Origin of the sequence: Sporosarcina sp. PTS2304 (assembly GCF_003351785.1) — a bacterium.
Taxonomy (GTDB): Bacteria; Bacillota; Bacilli; order Bacillales_A; family Planococcaceae; genus Sporosarcina.
The window spans coordinates 3,446,545-3,464,553 of the sequence record NZ_CP031230.1; the positions used below are offsets into that span (position 1 = coordinate 3,446,545).

13 protein-coding genes are annotated in these 18,009 nt (G+C 40.9%); 10 read left to right on the forward strand and 3 right to left on the reverse strand.

All coding sequences use genetic code 11. From position 1 onward, the window contains the following. Nucleotides 1-132: 132 nt before the first annotated feature. From DV702_RS16550 to DV702_RS16580, 7 genes are all read left to right on the forward strand, one after another. On the forward strand, nt 133-537 hold the full coding sequence (locus DV702_RS16550; RefSeq protein WP_114925749.1) for a hypothetical protein: 405 nt from the start codon (nt 133-135) through the stop codon (nt 535-537). 1,005 nt (nt 538-1,542) lie between these two features. Beyond that, nucleotides 1,543-3,108, forward strand: a complete 1,566-nt coding sequence (locus tag DV702_RS16555) for a DUF5050 domain-containing protein (RefSeq protein WP_114925750.1) — start codon at nt 1,543-1,545, stop codon at nt 3,106-3,108. A gap of 2,047 nt (nt 3,109-5,155) precedes the next feature. Then, complete coding sequence (locus tag DV702_RS16560; RefSeq protein ID WP_114925751.1) at nt 5,156-5,389, forward strand: hypothetical protein; 234 nt, start codon at nt 5,156-5,158, stop codon at nt 5,387-5,389. Nucleotides 5,390-5,689: 300 nt separating this feature from the next. After that, nucleotides 5,690-6,286: a hypothetical protein gene (locus DV702_RS16565; RefSeq protein WP_114925752.1), complete on the forward strand. Its 597-nt coding sequence runs from the start codon at nt 5,690-5,692 to the stop codon at nt 6,284-6,286. A gap of 462 nt (nt 6,287-6,748) precedes the next feature. Then, entirely contained in the window at nt 6,749-7,663 is a 915-nt protein-coding gene (locus tag DV702_RS16570; RefSeq protein WP_114925753.1) for a hypothetical protein, read from the forward strand. 706 nt (nt 7,664-8,369) lie between these two features. Next, the gene (locus tag DV702_RS16575; RefSeq protein ID WP_162805853.1) at nt 8,370-9,368 is read left to right on the forward strand and encodes a YDG domain-containing protein; all 999 of its coding nucleotides are present in this window, start codon (nt 8,370-8,372) and stop codon (nt 9,366-9,368) included. Between the two features lie 723 nt (nt 9,369-10,091). Then, entirely contained in the window at nt 10,092-10,463 is a 372-nt protein-coding gene (locus tag DV702_RS16580; protein ID WP_114925755.1) for a hypothetical protein, read from the forward strand. A gap of 359 nt (nt 10,464-10,822) precedes the next feature. Here DV702_RS16580 and DV702_RS16980 read toward each other — a convergent pair whose 3' ends face one another. Continuing rightward, nucleotides 10,823-11,044 carry a hypothetical protein gene (locus DV702_RS16980; protein ID WP_162805854.1) on the reverse strand — a complete coding sequence of 74 codons (222 nt, stop codon included), beginning with the start codon at nt 11,042-11,044 and terminating at the stop codon, nt 10,823-10,825. A 351-nt stretch (nt 11,045-11,395) separates the two neighbouring features. Between DV702_RS16980 and DV702_RS16585 the strand changes: the two genes are divergently transcribed. From DV702_RS16585 to DV702_RS16595, 3 genes are all read left to right on the forward strand, one after another. Continuing rightward, nucleotides 11,396-12,127: a hypothetical protein gene (locus tag DV702_RS16585; RefSeq protein ID WP_114925756.1), complete on the forward strand. Its 732-nt coding sequence runs from the start codon at nt 11,396-11,398 to the stop codon at nt 12,125-12,127. Nucleotides 12,128-12,649: 522 nt separating this feature from the next. Then, entirely contained in the window at nt 12,650-13,672 is a 1,023-nt protein-coding gene (locus DV702_RS16590; protein WP_240315745.1) for a YDG domain-containing protein, read from the forward strand. 704 nt (nt 13,673-14,376) lie between these two features. Further along, complete coding sequence (locus DV702_RS16595) at nt 14,377-14,799, forward strand: hypothetical protein (RefSeq protein ID WP_114925758.1); 423 nt, start codon at nt 14,377-14,379, stop codon at nt 14,797-14,799. A gap of 543 nt (nt 14,800-15,342) precedes the next feature. On the opposite strand, the gene DV702_RS16600 is transcribed toward DV702_RS16595, so the two are convergent. Together DV702_RS16600 and DV702_RS16605 are read right to left on the reverse strand one after the other, a co-directional pair. Next, nucleotides 15,343-15,894: a hypothetical protein gene (locus DV702_RS16600; protein WP_114925759.1), complete on the reverse strand. Its 552-nt coding sequence runs from the start codon at nt 15,892-15,894 to the stop codon at nt 15,343-15,345. A gap of 333 nt (nt 15,895-16,227) precedes the next feature. Next, nucleotides 16,228-17,706: a YcdB/YcdC domain-containing protein gene (locus DV702_RS16605; protein ID WP_114925760.1), complete on the reverse strand. Its 1,479-nt coding sequence runs from the start codon at nt 17,704-17,706 to the stop codon at nt 16,228-16,230. Nucleotides 17,707-18,009 lie beyond the last annotated feature (303 nt).

Sequence of the window (18,009 nt, forward strand, 5' to 3'; positions counted from 1 at the left end):
AAAAGGCTAGGTGGGGTGTGCGATCAATATATATGCTATTTTTAATTACTGTAACTATATTATTTTCCTTTAAGGTTATATTAAAATGTAATGACAGGATACTTATCAATAACTATACTGAAGGTAGGGGATATGATTACATTAACGTTTACTGTAAGTGAGCAACTAAAACACTTACCGATAGTTACAATCGCAGGAAAGTCAGCAAGTGTTATAAATACGGATGGTTTTAATTACTCAGCGACTTATACTACAACTGCCACTGAGACCCAAGGAACAGCAACGATTACTAAAAGTCTTGAAGATATAACCGGTAATGCTTCGAACATTACTACAATTAACACAGGAGCAGTTACTATTGATACTATTCCTGTATTGGTTAGTGGTGATTATATTTTCTCGGGTTCTCGAATTGCACATTTAGTAGGTGCAACGCCAACTCTCAATTACTCCTTAATTAAGCAGCAGTATCGATGCATTGTGCAACTCGGAAGTACATTAGCAGATACAAAAGCTCAGATAACTAGAGAAAGTTAGGGATAATAAGAAATAAATTCTGACTTCGGTAATAAATGTAATCTAATAACGTAAAGTAATTATTCAGGGCACCTGTGACACAAACAATTCAGACACAATTCAAATTAGCCTCCTGGTCATCCGATCAGGAGACTAGTCTATTTATAGATTATTCGGTGATGACAAGAAGCGAAACTATGCAATGGTTGCTATTCTTCTAGCGCCTTAGCAAGACGCGTGACTTTCTATGGAACGAGTAGAAATGCAGGCGATTATAGAGGATATTGTCAGGGTGTTTGCCAGAAACTTTAATTGCTGCGCAAACGCGATGGTTAAAGGCTTCTTCAGGTTGTCATTCATGAAGAAATGCCGGTTACCAAGTAACTCAATAGGTAATCGGCATTTCTTTAGTAGTGACTGTAAAGGTAGATAAGATTGTGGGTCTACTGCCTTTAAAATTATCCGCTGAAAGAGCCGTCACCACCGTCACCTGTCGTCATTCGAATTCGGGAAAATATTAAGTCTAAGGTACCTGTGTCGGAAACAACTAAACAGGTGTAAGAATAGGTACTAGGTACGCATACAATTCAGACACTATTCTGAATATGGAAGAAGCAGGTAAGATTGTTCTCAAAAGACGGCACTAGGTTCTTTCGCAATTCAAAAATGAAAATATTATCCTTCTATTCATACTTACACGGGTAGAAGGCTTTTTGTATTAATTCGATTATTGACTAATTATTTAAGATAGGGTATCAGGTAAACACACAATTAATGACTTTACTTCTTCACTTCTTTGCAATTCCAAGAATGTGGCATTAGTTAAGTATGTTATAAGCATTATGTATTACTTATGTTAATATAATATAGGCAAAAGGTTATGGAATTGTTATAGTTTAAGTAAGATATTAGGCGGAAGGCGGCAAGGAGTTGAAGGAGAGTGTAAAAATAAAGTATATAGTGGTAAGTAATTATATGTTGGTTATCATATTTTCTTTAATTTAAACAAGTTGAGGAGGAGAGTCATTGAAAAGATTTTTACAGGTATGGATTATTATGCTGTTGATCGTTTTGTTCAGCCTGTCTACCAAGGTACAGGCGGTTGGGCCGAATGTTGAGAAATATCCTATTGTAAAGCTACATGAGACTGGGGAGAGGCTAGAAACGCAGCCCTTTTATCTAGTGGAGGAAGATAGTGAAAAGATAGAACGAATTTCACAAGCAACTTCTGATTGGTTAACGGGCAACAAGTGGGGAGAAATACGTACGATTACGGATCCTTATAAAGAATGGAGTATCCATTTCAACCAAAGTGTTAATGTAACAGAAGAAAATACATACAGGGTGAAGATTCTGGATGAGTCAGGAGAAGAGATTCTTCCTATTGTATCGCTTAATAAAGATAGAATCAAAATCAAGCCTGGCACACAGTACGAACCGGGTGTGTTGTACACTCTGCTAATCCAGAGCGAATTGGATAATCACAGGGGCATTCAGTTGGGTAAGAATGTGTACTTACAGTTTATTTATAATCCATCGCCAGCTCCTTCCAAGCCTGAAATAACGGAAGTCACTGACCTTTATTCGGCTATATATAATGGGCTGAAAAATCTAGACGATACCATTGATGTTTCTGACTACAGTAAGGACAGTAAGAAAGTATTCGCTATGCTGGAAAAGGTATTATATGCCCATCCAGATATCTTTTATTTCAGTTACGCAGGCTCTTCATTTTATTCCAATGGACATTTGGAAGTGAAATATACTCATTCGAAACCTGTGATTCAGCAAATGAGTAGTGCTTTGAAAAGCAAAACAGAGGAGATTCTGGCACGCAGTATACGACCAGGAATGACAGAGTATGAAAAAGTAAAAGCCCTACATAATGACTTGGTACTCCATACCGCATACGATTATGAAAATTTTAAAATGAATCGTATACCGGCAGAGTCTTATACCATTTATGGAACGCTTATAAAGAATACGGCAGTTTGTCAGGGATATGCCCTTACAATGATTCATCTGCTCAATCAGATAGGGATTGAGTCAATCTATGTCAGAGGTACACCCGCTATGAATCATGCATGGAATAAAGTGAAGATTGACGGTGAGTGGTATAACTTGGATGCCACGTGGGATGATCCTGTTCCCGACCGGAAGGGGAAGATAGGATATGGTTACTTCTTAGTGACGGATCAGCAGCTGGCTAAAACTCACTCTTGGAAAAACACTGATTTACCGACAGCGCGTAATCCGAAATATGAGCATATGAGCAGAATATGGACGTTTGAAGAAGCGGACGGATGGATCTATTATGCAAACAATCGTGATGACATCAGATTGTACAAGATGAGGCCTGACGGAACTGGAAATCAAAAGTTATCAAACAATCGTGCAAATGAACTCACTGTATATGAGAGCTGGATCTTCTTCAGTAATTATTCCAATGGAGGCTACTTGTTTAAAATGCGGATCGATGGAAGTTCTTCAGTGAAAATCACTGATTTCTTGACGAGTGAATTACACCGGGAAGGAAACATCCTGTATTTCAAAGATCAGAAGAGTGGACAGAGGTACAGGATGGAATTGTAATATGGAAAAGGTTGAATTTAGGGTACTTGTGACAGATACAACTCAGACACTATTCTGATAACTTTGGAACCGGTGTCTGTGTTTCGCTTAATTTATGAACTATTCAGATATTTATAGTTACACAAAGAAAAGAGCTTTCTGATCGAGAAATTGGTCTGGAGGCTCTTTTAACCTATTTTTTGAACTTCATGTGTAATTTATCGAGTGCACCTATATCACATTCTTCTTTTTTAACTAATATTTATAGTGGGTTTTGGGAATTCTCGTACTCATAGAGCATGTAGATGTACTAATGAAACCAGTATTCTTCTTCAAGGGAGAGAAGACCGACTTGAGAGGTGAGAATTCTATCGGAAAAGTCTATTGAACTCTCTTTTCTCACAAGAGATACCCATTTTTTACATGAGAAATAGTGCTATGTACAATAGATGATGAAACGCAATAGAGGAGAATGTGACTTATGAAGAAAATAGTACCAGTTACTTTATTTTTGTTGGTAGCTTTGTTTTTGTCTGCATGTTCGGACAATAGTGAATCTGCTAAAGGAGAAGCGCCAGAAGGAGACAAGCAAGCGTAATCTGGCGCGCAAATAGCCGTTGTAGAGAAATTTATCGACATTACGTATTTTGATGAAGGAACATACGATGACTTCAAAGCACTTTATACAGATCTAAAGAGTGTCAATTCGAAAGAAGAATTCGACGAGTTTCGTAAAAGCAACGATCTCAAAAAGACATTTCCCATTGATTATGATAAGCCTGAAGAAATTAATAAGCATTTAGTCGTTAAAGAAGTTGACGCAAATCATGCTGAAGTTTATTGGGTGAAAGATGTAAAAGAGGATAAAATAGAAGAAGCAACTTCTGTCTGGGCAGTTACAAAAGTAGATGGCAAATGGAAAATCGATTGATTGAGTGTAGGAGATTTTTGCGAAACGGATGTATAGAGTGCGATGAAGAAAGTGAATGATAGATGCGGAATATACTTTTCTTTTATTTGTCACATATAATTTGACGATGTTAAGGGAATCCATAGTGTACAGAATCTACTAACGATCTATTTTTACAGTGGTATAAGTAAAAAGAAAACGCATGATATCTAGTCTTTATATGACTGGATGTTATGCGTTTTCTGTTCCTTTTACTATTTAGGTTTTTAGAGTATAAATTCAGGTTGGTAAAAGCATCTAAAATAAAGTCATGTAAGAATAAAGTAAGAAAGAAAGTAATGCGAAACTTTTCCTACTCATTATAATAGAACATAGGGGAAATAAGTTTTTAGAACAACCATTGATAGCACGCCGTATGCGATGAAAGTCGCCCGTGCGGTGTAGGCCCTGATCGAAAGCTGCAGAAATTGTAGTATAAGAAGGGAATAGCCTAGATGTGAAGATTTTTCACCATAAACCAACTGGGGGGATACAGGAACATTTAACGTTTCAGTCGCTGACAATCTGAAGTTTAGTGAAAATGCTAGTAATAGTACTGCCGGATCTTCTGTACCTTTTGACGGAACGGATATTAAAGATTATATCAAAGCAGAAATATCCAACGATTTAGTAAGTATTGTTAAAATTAGTGGCGGCCCTTCTACAATTACTGGAACGAATGGTAGAATCGCAATAAAGGTAAGTAATCAGGGCGTGCAAGTAGGAGACACTGTGACAATTAATATGAATCAATTCCAAGATAGTAAAGGGACTGTACTTAGTGGAAAGTTAGTTTTAACTTATGAAGAAACTAACGATCCGATTTTTGGTAGGCAGTGGGTTCCATCTATTCAATAGGACTGTAGGGTACCTGTGCCACACACAAGTCAAATCAGCCTCCTGGTCATTCGATCAGGAGGCTGAACTATTTTTCGCGTAGGGTACCTGTGCCAGACACAACTAGGAAGGTAGATTGAGTAAATTCTCTGATTGGAGAATTGGTTAATTTGATGCAAGTTATCTGTGACACACACAATTATTATGAAAGACAGGTTTATTTATTGATATTCTGAGGCAGTCCTTTAGCACTCCCTAACTGATATAATAGAGTGGACTGATATGAAAAGTGCGCGGAGCCAAGGTGAGGGATCTTGGTTTCGCGCTTTTTGCTGTTTCTTGGGAAATGCTCTCGCGCTCATAGAACGTGCTGTATCGCTCATAGAACATGGTGTAACGCTCATAGAACATGGTGTAACGCTCATAGATCATGCTATATCGATCATAGACCGTGTTGCCGCGCTCATAGAACATGCTGCCACGCTCATAACCACAGCTTTCAACTACCTCATGTAAGAATAAAGTAAGAAAGAAAGTAATGCGAAATTTTTCCTACTCATTATAATAGAACATAGGGGAAATAAGTTTTAGAACAATCATTGACGGCACGCCGTATGCGATGAAAGTCGCCTGTACGGTGTAGGCCCGGAACGAAAGCCTGTGAAGGTATAAGACGGGAATAGCGAGGTAGGAGGACAAGCTTCGGCTGTAAGTATCATACAAGAGTATGTTGCAATAGGTAGCATTACGCCAGAAACTAAAGCGTCTGTTAGTAAAAATGATATCGTATATTCAGCAGAAACAGTTGGGACGGCATTGAATGGGAAAAATATTACAGTCGTTAATGCCCATTCATCATTTCCTAGTACAAATTCATCTTTAGCAGTAGATGGGAATGGCAACTACACATTTACAATTGGCAATGATGAGGTGGCTAATTCTTTAGTGACTACTAAAGATAGTCTTAAATCTCAACTCGATGTTGCGATTGTTGCTTACAACACTGCACACCCATCTGCACCAGCTGGCATTACAGTAGCATTAGCTTCAGGTGTCGACGGTAATGAACTAGCAACGAATGTAGAGTTTAGTAATGAACCTCTGACAGGTGGTAATTTCAATGATCCAGATCGTGCGACTCCCGCTAGGTACAAATTCACTTTGATCACAGCTCCAGCGGCAAATGAAAAAGTGACGATTGGCGGCAGAACGTATAAATTCGTATCTGGCACACCGGGTGTGGAAGAAGTTCAATTAAGCTCTGTGGTTGGAGGTACAGAATGGAATTTAGCAGAAGCAATCTATTACGATGCAGACAACGCATATAGTGCGCAGGCAATAGGTTCTACAATTGTCCTGCAACAAAGAGTACCAGCAGACGAACCAGTGCCAACCGTGGTGTTTTCTAAGTAAGTAGATGTCAGTGTCTTGAGTTATGAGGATCTGTTTGTTAAAACAGGTGCCTATGCATTATACAACTAAAACGCTATTCAGATAATTTAAGGTATGGATAGGAAGACCTTCTAATCGAGTGATCGGTTAGAAGGTTTTTGTGTTGGTTGCGTGGAGGGACTGCTCATAGAAAGAGTTGTAGCGCTCATAGAAAGAGTTGCCGCGCTCATAGAACACGTTCCCACGCTCATAACCACAGCTTTCAACTGCCTCATGTAAGAATAAAGTAAGAAAGAAAGTAATGCGAAATTTTTCCTGCTCATTATAATAGAACATAGGGGAAATAAGTTTTAGAACAATCATTGACGGCACGCCGTATGCGATGAAAGTCGCCTGTACGGTGTAGGCCCGGAACGAAAGCCTGTGAAGGTATAAGACGGGAATAGCTTAATTGCATTAGAAGAAGTAAACGTAAATGTAGCAATGGGTACAATAACTGGAACGACAAGCGACATGCAGTATAGTTTTGATTCAACAAATGGCAGTGATGGTAACTGGTCAAACGCAGATGATCAAACGACAGCTGTACAATTCGTACCGGGTGATGTGTATGTTCGCCAAGCAAACGTGCCTTCGAATTATAGACTTGTTGCGACAATTGCTCCAGCGTCTCAAGCGCCAGACACACTGACAGTAACGAAAAAAGCGGATGGATCGGTAAACGTATATCAAATCAATGTGGCGGATACATTAGAATGGTCAATAAACGGCACGGACTGGACCACTGGAACAGGTTCGGTACAGGACGTAACCATTCCGGACGCAGGGGCGACGGTTAGTTTACGAACGAAAGCAACTGCGAGTGCCTTGGCAAGTAATATAGCTACAAAAGTATTCAATGCAAGAGCTACTGCACCAGCTGTTCCGACAGTAACGAAAAAAGCAGACGGATCAGCAAATGTATACGAAATCAACGCAACGACCACACAAGAATGGTCAATCAATGGCACAACTTGGACTACTGGAACAGGAGCGTTACAAGACGTCACCATTCCTTTAACAGGAGCGACAGTCAGCCTTCGCACGAAAGCAACGAATGACGCACTTTCGAGTGTAGCATCCACAAAAGTATATGCTGCACAAGCAGGAGCACCGAGTACACTTACTCATCAACAAGGTACGACAGATGCGACGACAAAATTAGTAGGGATGACTAATGGACAAGAATATCGTGTAGGCGATGGTTCTTGGATTTTAATTAGCGCTGACGGTACAGTTGATAATATCGCTGCAACAGCCGGTCAAGTCATTCAAGTGAGAACCGCTGCAACAGCAAACACATTAGCTTCAGCGACTTATTCATATACTCTGAAAGCTACTGATATCACTCCTCAATAAAACTAAACGAAACGTTGCTTTATAAGCTGGTTCACTAGTGAAATAAGCGGAATGAACATTCATTCTAACTGTTCCATTCCAATCGATCGGTGAAATTCCGATTCTTGCATAACAGTCTATACGCAAGTGCCTAATCCTCCTGGGTCCAGTGATGCGCTGAATAACGCAAAAGGGGCTAAGTCAGGTGAAGTCGTACTCATAATGAGGCGGGGCTCCGTAAAAGACAGCTATGGTCAGGCAGACGAATCCATGTAGGCAGGGTGAGGTAGTGCGTGTCGCGAAATGCTAGGAGTTCGGCGCGCGTCTTTCAACTCGAAATGGTCGAAAGAGATTAGGATAATTGACTGTTAAACTAATCTTTCTCACTCCTGAATAGTGGAGACCTAACGTTGTCAAACATAGGGATGGAAGGAACGGAACGTTTGAAGTCTTGGCGGAAGAGGTGTTTCAGCACCCTTGACACCGACAAGATGGCAGCAGGTTCGTAGTAGTGTCGATCGCTAGCCGTTTGGACTTGTGTGGTAACATGCGAGAAGGAGAAAACTAGCGGGAGCGAAGGAACCTAGTCAGTAATTTTGCTGACGGCACGCCGTATGCGGTGAAAGTCGCACGTACGGTGTAGGCCCTAATCGAAAGCTACTGTACTGTAGTATAAGAAGGGAATAGCACATTAACAATTTCGAATCCAACTGTTACCACATCAAAAGTGTACGATGGCTCTACTACAGCGCTAGTAACTGCTGGAGAGCTAGTAGGTGTTAATTCGGAGGATACCGTGACGGTGTCCGCAGTTGCAACGTACAATAATGCAAATGTAGGAACAGGAAAAACGATTACTGTGGCGTATATGTTAAGTGGAAAAGATGCAAGTAAATACAAAGCACCTGCTACTACAGTAATGGAAAATGGTGTAATTCAAGCTGCGCCATTAACGATCTCTACTTCAGCTGTTGTAAATAATAAAGTATATGATGGAACAAACACTGCGACAGTAGAGACGCAACCAGTAGTTACAGGTGTAATTGATTCAGACGTAGTAAGTATTGATACAACAGCAACATTTGCAGATGTGAGTGCAGGGGGTGGGAAAACTGTTAACTTAACATATACTTTAAGTGGAACAGACGCGAACAACTATTCACTAGCATCTTCAACAACAACAGCTAATATTACCGCTAAGCAACTAACAGTTTCAGCACCAACGGTTTCAAAGGTATACGATGGGACAACTACGGCAACTATCATACCTGGGATCATAACTGGAATTGTAGAATCTGATGAAGTAGCACTTTCGGCAACAGGAACATATGATGACGCAAATGTAGGAAGTACCAAAGTGGTGAGTAACATTACTTACAAAGCAGTTGGTTCAAAAGCAGGTAATTACATTGCACCACCCGCTTCTTCGATAACAAATGGAGTAATCACGGCTGCTCCGATAACAGCAATCGAAAATATAACCGGCACTGCAACAGGTAGTCAGGTGTTAACAGCTGGAGCTTCAACGCCTACAAATGCCACTGTAACGTACCAATGGCAACATGAAAACTCGACTGAATGGACTAATATTCCTGGTGCTACAAGTAGAACCTACAGATTACAGATGAGCGACTTGGGGAAGAAAGTTCGAGTACAAGTTACAGGGACAGGAAACTATTCAGGAACAATTTCAAGCGCTCCAACAGTAGCTATCACTCCTCAATAAAACTAAACGAAACGTTGCTTTATAAGCTGGCTTACCAGTGAAATAAGCGGAATGAATATTCATTCTAACTGTTCCATTCCAATTAGTCGGTGAAATTCCTATTCTTGCATAACAGTCTATACGCAAGAGCCTAATCCTCCTGGGTCCAGTGATGCGCTGAACACGCAAAAGGGGCTAAGTCAGGTGAAGTCGTACTCGTAATGAGGCGGGGCTCCGTAAAAGACAGCTAGGGTCAGGTAGACGAATCCATGTAGGCAGGGTGAGGTAGTGCGTGTCGCGAAACGCTAGGAGTTCGGCGCGCATCTTTCAACTCGAAATGGTTGAAAGAGATTAGGATAATTGGCTGTTAAACTACTCTTTCTCATTCCTGAATAGTGGAGACCTAACGTTGTCAAACAGAGGGATGGAAGGAACGGAACGTTTGAAGTCTTGCCGGAAGAGGTGTTTCAGCACCCGTGAAACCGGCAAGATGGCAGCAGGTTCGTAGTAGTGTCGATCGCTAACCGTTTGAACTTGTATGGTAACATGCGAGAAGGAGAAAACTAGCAGGAGCGAAGGAACCTAGTCAGCTACTGTACAGCGAAAAGAATGCAAGTACACAGTTGATGGCACGCCGTATGCGGTGAAAGTCGCACGTACGGTGTAGGCCCAAATCGAAAGCTGTAGATGACAGTATAAGATGGGAATAGCCCAGATGTTAGTTTCAAATCTTATGAACCTTATATGTATAATAGCGGAAGAGCTTTAATAACAGGCGTTCTTAGATATAGCGGAAATGCTACCGGAGTAAGAGAGTATAACATTGTTCCTTTCGATCAAGATATCAGATCAAACATTACTGCAACAAGCTCAAACGCACAAGTTAAAATTAATAAAATCGAAGTGTTCAAAGATATTCAAAACAACACTATATTTTTTGTTACGACAAATGTTACGGAGAATAGTACTGTAGCAAAGGTTAATGACACGATAACAATTGATTTAAACCAGTTTCAAGGTAACAACAAAGTAAATCTTTCGGGAAAATTAGTGTTTACTTATACAAACGGTAAAAATAATTTTTATCCAAATCAATGGATATCTTCTATTCGGTAAAAACTTAAAAGATCCATCCATGTATTAGAAAAGTATACCGGATACACACAGTTCTAACACTAGTCTGGCAGTCCAGTACTCAATAAAAGAAGTCTTGCGATGATGTGCACTCCAAAGTTAGAGTGAAAACTAACTTTTGGAGTGTTTTCTTGTAGTTAAATATAGCAAGCAATTTAAGATTGAGGCCTTTTTAAAGTATCTACATGACCCACTAGATTCTACTGGATTGACTAAAAATATTACGTGAAATCTAAGCCGCAAATCTAGGATTGGCTAAACGCATATAAGAAGTATGTTGTAGTAGGTTGATAAAAAAGCAAACTCAAGAAAATTGTTTTGATCAATTGAAGCTAGACGTACTATGCTTTATAAAAAAGACAGACGCTCTTTACAGAAACAGCACTACAATTTGGATTGATAGGTCCATCGCTGCGCACTTCTACTAGTGATTTTTCTGCTGAACTTAAAATAGAAGGTGTGGGATTTGAAGTAACGTTTGACACTACACCACAGGGCGGTAAACAAGTCATATTTATTTTATAAAATCCTGCATGAAATGGTGTTTTTTGCTTGTCTTTCATGAAGAGCCATACTGATGGAAATTCAAATATGAAATTACGGATTACTTTGGTCTGTAAGTAGGAAATTTATAGAAGTATATCATCTTTCTGTTGCTTTGAAAGAAGATACTCTCTTTAAGACTCAAGTAAGATAAATGTAAGGAGAAAAGTGGTGATTTATTATCTCAGAAAGTTATAATAGAACATAGGGGAAATAAGTTTTAGAACAATCATTGACGGCACGCCGTATGCGATGAAAGTCGCCTGTGCGGTGTAGGCCTGGAACGAAAGCCTGAAAAGGTATAAGACGGGAATAGCGTAAGTAATCTGGCGCCTCAAGTATCTAATGTTTCGATTAGCGGTACGAAGCAAGTGGGCCAAGAACTAACTGGCAACTATAACTATACTGATTCGGAAGGAGATGCAGAAGGAGATTCGTTGTATGCATGGTATAGAGGAGATAACTTTGATGGCTCTGATAAACAAGCTATCTTGGCTGCTACCTCTAAAGAGTACACTTTGACTGAAAATGACCGTGGAAAATACATTTTCTTCGAAGTAACACCAATTGCGCAGTCTGGAGAGCGAGTCGGAACAGCTGTAGAAAGCGTAGCTGCACCGATAGAAGTTCCAGGCCCGGAAATGTTGGCGACGACTAGAATTGCGAATGGAATAGGAAATGTTTTAGGCAGAGCAGAAGTCGGTGATCAGATTATTATTGACTACAATAAACCGATGGATGTAGATCAAATAGGAGAGTTGTTTAACATTAGTTTTCTTCATAGTTCTCCTACATTGATACGGGTTGATTCGAAAAAAATAGGACAATTTGCCGAGATTCGAACGAATGGTCAGATATACACTATGAACCCGGGAACGTCTGACTATGCCTATATGAATTTTAATGATTCAGCAGGAGTATGGAGCGAAAACCATAAGACGCTTACTATCACGTTAGCAAATCAATCAGGAGATGCTACTCAGTCTACATCAATACGAGGCTTAGGTACTTTAACATTATATAGCGACACTTCAGCAGTTGCAGCAGATGGAACAAAGAGTGTGCAGTCGGAACTTACTACAACAGCTGAAAGTTCATTTTAAGCTAGGCAAGTGATGGGTAAAATATTTTCTGTGCTTTACAGCGAGTAACTAGAAAAATGAATAAGAAAGTCCTCTAACCGAGTGATCGGTAGAGGGCTTTTTCGTTGATTGTGTGCGGTTCTAATTTTTAGATATTTTTTGTAAATTACTTCTGTTTACTCATAGTGAGCAATAAAGAGTCTGCTCACTAATCTTCTTGATATTTTCACTGTCATTGTAAGTTTCTCTTTTCTGTTAGCTATATTCTAAGTGTTCACTTTTTATCCATCTACGTGCGCTTATCTATTGCCACACTCATATACAGCACATTCTGCTAATTCATGTAAGAATAAAGTAAGAAAGAAAGTAATGCGAAATTTTTCCTACTCCTTATAATAGAACATAGGGGAAATAAGTTTTTAAAACAATCATTGACTGCACGCCGTATGCGATGAAAGTCGCCTGTGCGGTGTAGGCCCTGATCGAAAGCCTGTGAAGGTATAAGACGGGAATAGCTTAATTGCATTAACTATAGAAGCGCCCATTGTACAGTCAAAAGTTTACGATGGCACTTCGACAGCACCAGTCACAGCAGGATCACTTCTTGGTGTGAAGACAGGAGATGATGTCACAGTATCTGCAACCGCCACGTACAATAATGCGAATGTTGGGACAGGAAAGGCAATAACAGTTGTTTATACATTAGGAGGAGCGGATGCTGCGAAGTATAAAGTTCCTGAAAACACGGTATTGCAAACTGGCGAAATCACGAAGAAACCATTGACGTTGCTTACATCCACACAAACTGTAGCACCTAAAATCTATGATGGAAGTACAGCAGCTACTCTTCTACCGGGTCCAATTATAGTATCAGGTCTTGTAGGGGGCGATCAGGTCAACATAACTGCTGAAGGTACATTTGCAGATGCCAATGCAGGAAGTGGTAAAGAAGTAACGGTGTCCTATAACTTAAGTGGAACAGCGGCAACTAACTATTCGTTAGCCTCTACGACATTGCAAGGAAATATTACACCGAAACAATTAACCATTTCTAACCCGACTGTAACCAAAGTTTATGATGGCACGACGACAGCGGCTTTCACGCTAGGTTCAGTAAGTGGCATTGTAGGACAGGATGATGTACAAGTTTCCGCAACAGGCACTTATGCCGATGCAAATGTTGGAACTGGAAAGACGACAACAGTATCTTATCAATTGTCTGGTGCGCAAGCGGCTAATTATAATGCCCCTCAGACTATTGCATTGCCTATTGGAGTGATTACAGCTGCTCCTATAACAGCGATTACCGCAATCCAAGGCACTCCGAAAGAAGGGGAGATGTTGACTGCGGGAACAATTTCACCTTCTGGAGCGACAGTAACATACCAATGGCAAGCTAAAGATTCTTCAGCAACGGATTATTCTACCATTACAAATGCGACGGCTAGCACGTATACACCTACGATGGATCAGGTAGGTAAAGTAATTAGAGTCGTAGTCGCTGGAACAGGAAACTATTCCGGAACAGTAACAAGCGCTCCAACAGCAACCATCACTCTTCAATAAAAGTAAACGAAACGTTGCTTTATAAGCTGGCTAGCCAGTGAAATAAGCGGAATGAAAACTCATTCTAACTGTTCCATTCCAATGGATCGGTGAAATTCCGATTCTTGCATAACAGTCTATACGCAAGTGCCTAATCCTCCTGGGTCCAGTGATGCGCTGAATAACGCAAAAGGGGCTAAGTCAGGTGAAGTCGTACTCATAATGAGGCGGGGCTCCGTAAAAGACAGCTATGGTCAGGCAGACGAATCCATGTAGGCAGGGTGAGGTAGTGCGTGTCGCGAAATGCTAGGAGTTCGGCGCGCATCTTTCGACTTGAAATGGTCGGAAGAGATTAGGATAATTGACTGTTAAACTAATCTTTCTCACTCCTGGATAGTGGAGACCTAACGTTGTCAAAAGTAGGGATGGAAGGAACGGAACGTTTGAAGTCTTGCCGGAAGAGGTGTTTCAGCGCCCTTGACACCGGCAAGATGGCAGCAGGTTCGTAGTAGTGTCGATCGCTAGCCGTTTGGACTTGTCTGGCAACAGGCGAGAAGGAGAAAACTAGCGGGAGCGAAGGAACCTAGTCAGCTACTGTACAGCGAAAAGAGTGCAAGTACACAGTTGATGGCACGCCGTATGCGGTGAAAGTCGCACGTACGGTGTAGGCCCTGATCGAAAGCTGCATGAATGATTATGTAGTATAAGAAGGGAATAGCGAAATTTTGCCTCAAATTACTAGTAATCCGTCAACTTACCGAGATACTACAGGGTACTTTACTGTCAAAGATTATGAAAGCTTAAAGTTCAGTGAAAATGCTAAAGATATAAATGTTGGAACAGCTGTTCCATATACTATGGCTGGTCCAAGTACAACGGATATAAAAGCTAATTTAAACGCCGTATCTTCCAACCCAAATTTAAGCATTGAAAAGATGAACTTAGTTGTTTTACCGAATGGTCCAACCTTCATAATAACTATTAATAACGTTACAGCAGCACAATTAGGTGACACGGTTAAAATCAATTTAAATCAATTTGAGGGCAGTGAGGGAACTAATCTAACGGGGAGTATGGTATTGACTTATACTAATACAGGAAACTCAGGATTTCCTAATCAATGGAAATCTTCTATTGAGCAAAATTAAATTTTTAGTAAGAGGATCCTCAAACTGAGAAATCAGTTAAGTACAAGGTACAATTCAGACACAGTTTTGAATACCGCTGATGTGCAAATCTAGGAACAGCCAATTGTCCTGCGGGATGGTGGGCTGTTTTCTGTTTTAACTGAAGTGACGGTTGCCTTCCTCACAATCCAGACATAATTCAACTAACCAAATCACTTTTCATACCCTGCAGTCCAACACTCATTACGGCAGAAGGCATCAGCTCACCTTCTTTTCTTAAACTAGTTTATATGAAGTATAAGGAAGTAAAAGGAGACCGTCAAAATGGCAAAATTGAATCTGTGTAGGAGGAAAAGTCTATTGGTTCGTAGTTTCCATGGTTGAGAATTCATTATTGACTGCGAATGTGGAGATAGAATTCAATTTTTCGTTTTTTTAAGTTATCTGTGCTACAGGTACCTATCACCTTATTATTACATAAAAATAAGCGCCTTCTCATCAAGAATACGATAAGAAGGCGCTTTTTTCCGTTGACCTCATGTTATTCAGCTTTAGTAAAGTAGTTTATCGAATGAAAAACTCCGACCATAATAGAGTAATGCTAGCAGGATGACCTGGGCTACTTTGATTTGTTGTAAACGTAATGGTGTGATTTATTTCACTCGTTTGAATACCGTTAATATAGCGTATATTGTCTTCGCCCAATTCCCATTGTCTGACGATCTCGCCTGCTAAATTACGCGCAACTACGGCTACTTTCGAACGGTTGTCCATATAGTCATATAACCAATACGTATAAGACCCTAGTTGAAATCCGTGACCGCCATTTTTTAAACCATTTGGCGTCGTCGGCAACTCATTGTAATTTTTGAAGAAGACGACTGGTTGTAAGCCGTTCGGATTCAAGTTCTCCGATGAAGGCTCAGAGTGTATTCCATCACTGTAAAGATTGCCAGTGGCCATTGCTTGTACAGTCGCAGTATAATATCCGCCAGCTGTCATCGCAGCAGTAAAGTCGAAACTTGTTACATCTGCTGGTACATGAACTACTTCACCCTCTGCCATTCCGTCTTTGTAAAGTTGTAAACTATACCCTGCTTCGTTTTCTACGTCCATCCATTGAAGCGTATTTCCTGACCAACTAGGCTGTGCTACTTGTTGTAATGCGATTCTATTCTCGTCTTATACTTCTTTATAGAAGTTTTCGGTTCGAGCCTTCACTATGCAGGCGGCTTTCACCGCACACAGCGATCCGTCAACAGTCGTATTCTCAACTTATTTCCCCTATTTTTAGTATACGGTCATGTAAATAAAATAGCATTATTTTCTTGAAATAATAAATGGATTATTTTATTTAGGTATTCAACAGTAACAAAATCTTTTCTTCGATTAAACACGAATTTGACAATGTTTATAGTATAGTAACTGTCTCCTACAGTCAGCTTCACTTCAATAAAACACCGATCCACCCACATCCATAAAATAAGCTGTTCCATCCACCGCATCCACCATCCTGACATGCCCGTTCGTCGCAGGGAATGACGGAAAGTATGTCAAGCGATAATAAGTCGTTCCTTCTTCATCAAATTCCATCATTAGCGACAGCACCATCTCCAGTTGCTCGGCAAGTATTTCAGCAGCGTGCTGTTTAGACAGGACAGGGACTGTAGGAGTGTCTGCTGGCGGTAAATCTTCAACGGATTCCATCGTCGCGCTAATGACCCGTCCTGAAAACAGTCCGATGGAGACGCTCAGCTGGTTATCGCCGATCGGTACACCGTTTAGATGCGGTCTGAAATAAAAATCTTTCACTTCTTCAGCGTCGGCTTCTTCTTCCCAGTCTTCGATCAAATCTTCTTCAACGTCTTCTAGTTCTTCTTCGTCTGCTTCCATTTCAACATCTTCTTCGTACTGCTCCCACTCATCTTCAGCAAGAACTTCTAGCGTAAACCGTTCTTTGGCGTCGGGAAATAAGCAAAAAACATAGTCCAATGCGCGGTTTTGCAACGTTTCGTTATTGAGCGGCTCTTCCTCGTTGCATGCTTCGCCGTTGAAAACGAATACGGGACGATTGGCGCTGTCGTAATGCACCGTAATCATGCCGAGTGCATAGGCTTCGCTGAAATCCAGTTCTCCGTCTGCCATACTTGGCTTCTGCCATTTTACGATGCGAAGTCCTTCGTCTGTCTGTATTTCCGATTTTGTATGTTGCTCTGAAATACCGATCAGCCGGAAGAAGGCATCCGTGTCAGTAGGATGGTCGGGAAGTGCTTCATACTCTCGATAATCCGCCACATCTCCCGGCTCATCGCCATCAGCAGGAATGTCGATCGCTGCTTCTGTTAGCGACCAGACGAGACGGTATGAATTGTCGCCGTTACGGAACAGTTCGGTGTCTGTTCTGCGAATCTCCAGTTCAAAGTCCGTGCACGCTGTATAAGCTCTTTTCGCTTCTTCACTTGACATAATGTGTGCTGGGTAACGGATATCGGGCTCGGATCCGTCGAATTGAAATTGCACGACTTCACCCGCTGTCGTAATCGTTAGTGAGAAGCCGATGCCAGGCACGTCGAGTCCGTACTGTTCGTCCTGAATACCGTATGACACGAGACACATATCGTCTAGATCAATGACTGACTGTAGCTTATATCGATCCAGCCCATCCGGATGAAATTCACGAATGAACTTTTCGGCGACCGCAGGCATATTAGTCGGCTTCAGCGCTCCATTGCCGAAGTTTTCCGGTTCCACATAATCGAGCGATCTCAGCTTACCAGCACGATCGATATCACAAGTAGCGAATGGCTCTTGTTCGGAGTTTTTATAAATGTAAAAAGCTTCCCCGTCCTCGTAGAAATTGTGTTCGGCCGGTGTGAAATGGAGCTTTTGTTTCAAGTATTGTTCTAGTTGCTGTTGGATAGTTTCCATATGTAGGCTCCTGTCTGTTTGGTATGTTGCCAGTATAGATAGTTGGGCAGAAGAATGCAATTCCGCGCTCATAGATTGCGTGTGTGCGCTCATAGAATCCGCGTCACCGCTCATAGACGGTCAAGTCATAATACGTTTCTTTTTTATGGAGAGCGAAATGGGCAGGAAATTCAAACGTGAAAGAACTACTGATTTCGATGTATCGACTTCTAATATGTTAGGGAGTTAATTATACACTGACAGAATATGAGTTGAATAAGAGATGTAGAGCAACTTTTCGACTGGAAACTCGATCGAAAGTTT

Excerpts from the sequence above, each read along its gene's own strand:
- DV702_RS16550 (WP_114925749.1), top strand. The coding sequence starts at position 133 with ATGATTACATTAACGTTTACTGTAAGTGAGCAACTAAAACACTTACCG.
- DV702_RS16560 (WP_114925751.1), top strand. The coding sequence starts at position 5,156 with ATGAAAAGTGCGCGGAGCCAAGGTGAGGGATCTTGGTTTCGCGCTTTT.
- DV702_RS16570 (WP_114925753.1), top strand. The coding sequence starts at position 6,749 with ATGGGTACAATAACTGGAACGACAAGCGACATGCAGTATAGTTTTGAT.
- DV702_RS16580 (WP_114925755.1), top strand. The coding sequence starts at position 10,092 with ATGTATAATAGCGGAAGAGCTTTAATAACAGGCGTTCTTAGATATAGC.
- DV702_RS16980 (WP_162805854.1), bottom strand. The coding sequence starts at position 11,044 with ATGAAAGACAAGCAAAAAACACCATTTCATGCAGGATTTTATAAAATA.
- DV702_RS16600 (WP_114925759.1), bottom strand. The coding sequence starts at position 15,894 with ATGGACGTAGAAAACGAAGCAGGGTATAGTTTACAACTTTACAAAGAC.
- DV702_RS16605 (WP_114925760.1), bottom strand. The coding sequence starts at position 17,706 with ATGGAAACTATCCAACAGCAACTAGAACAATACTTGAAACAAAAGCTC.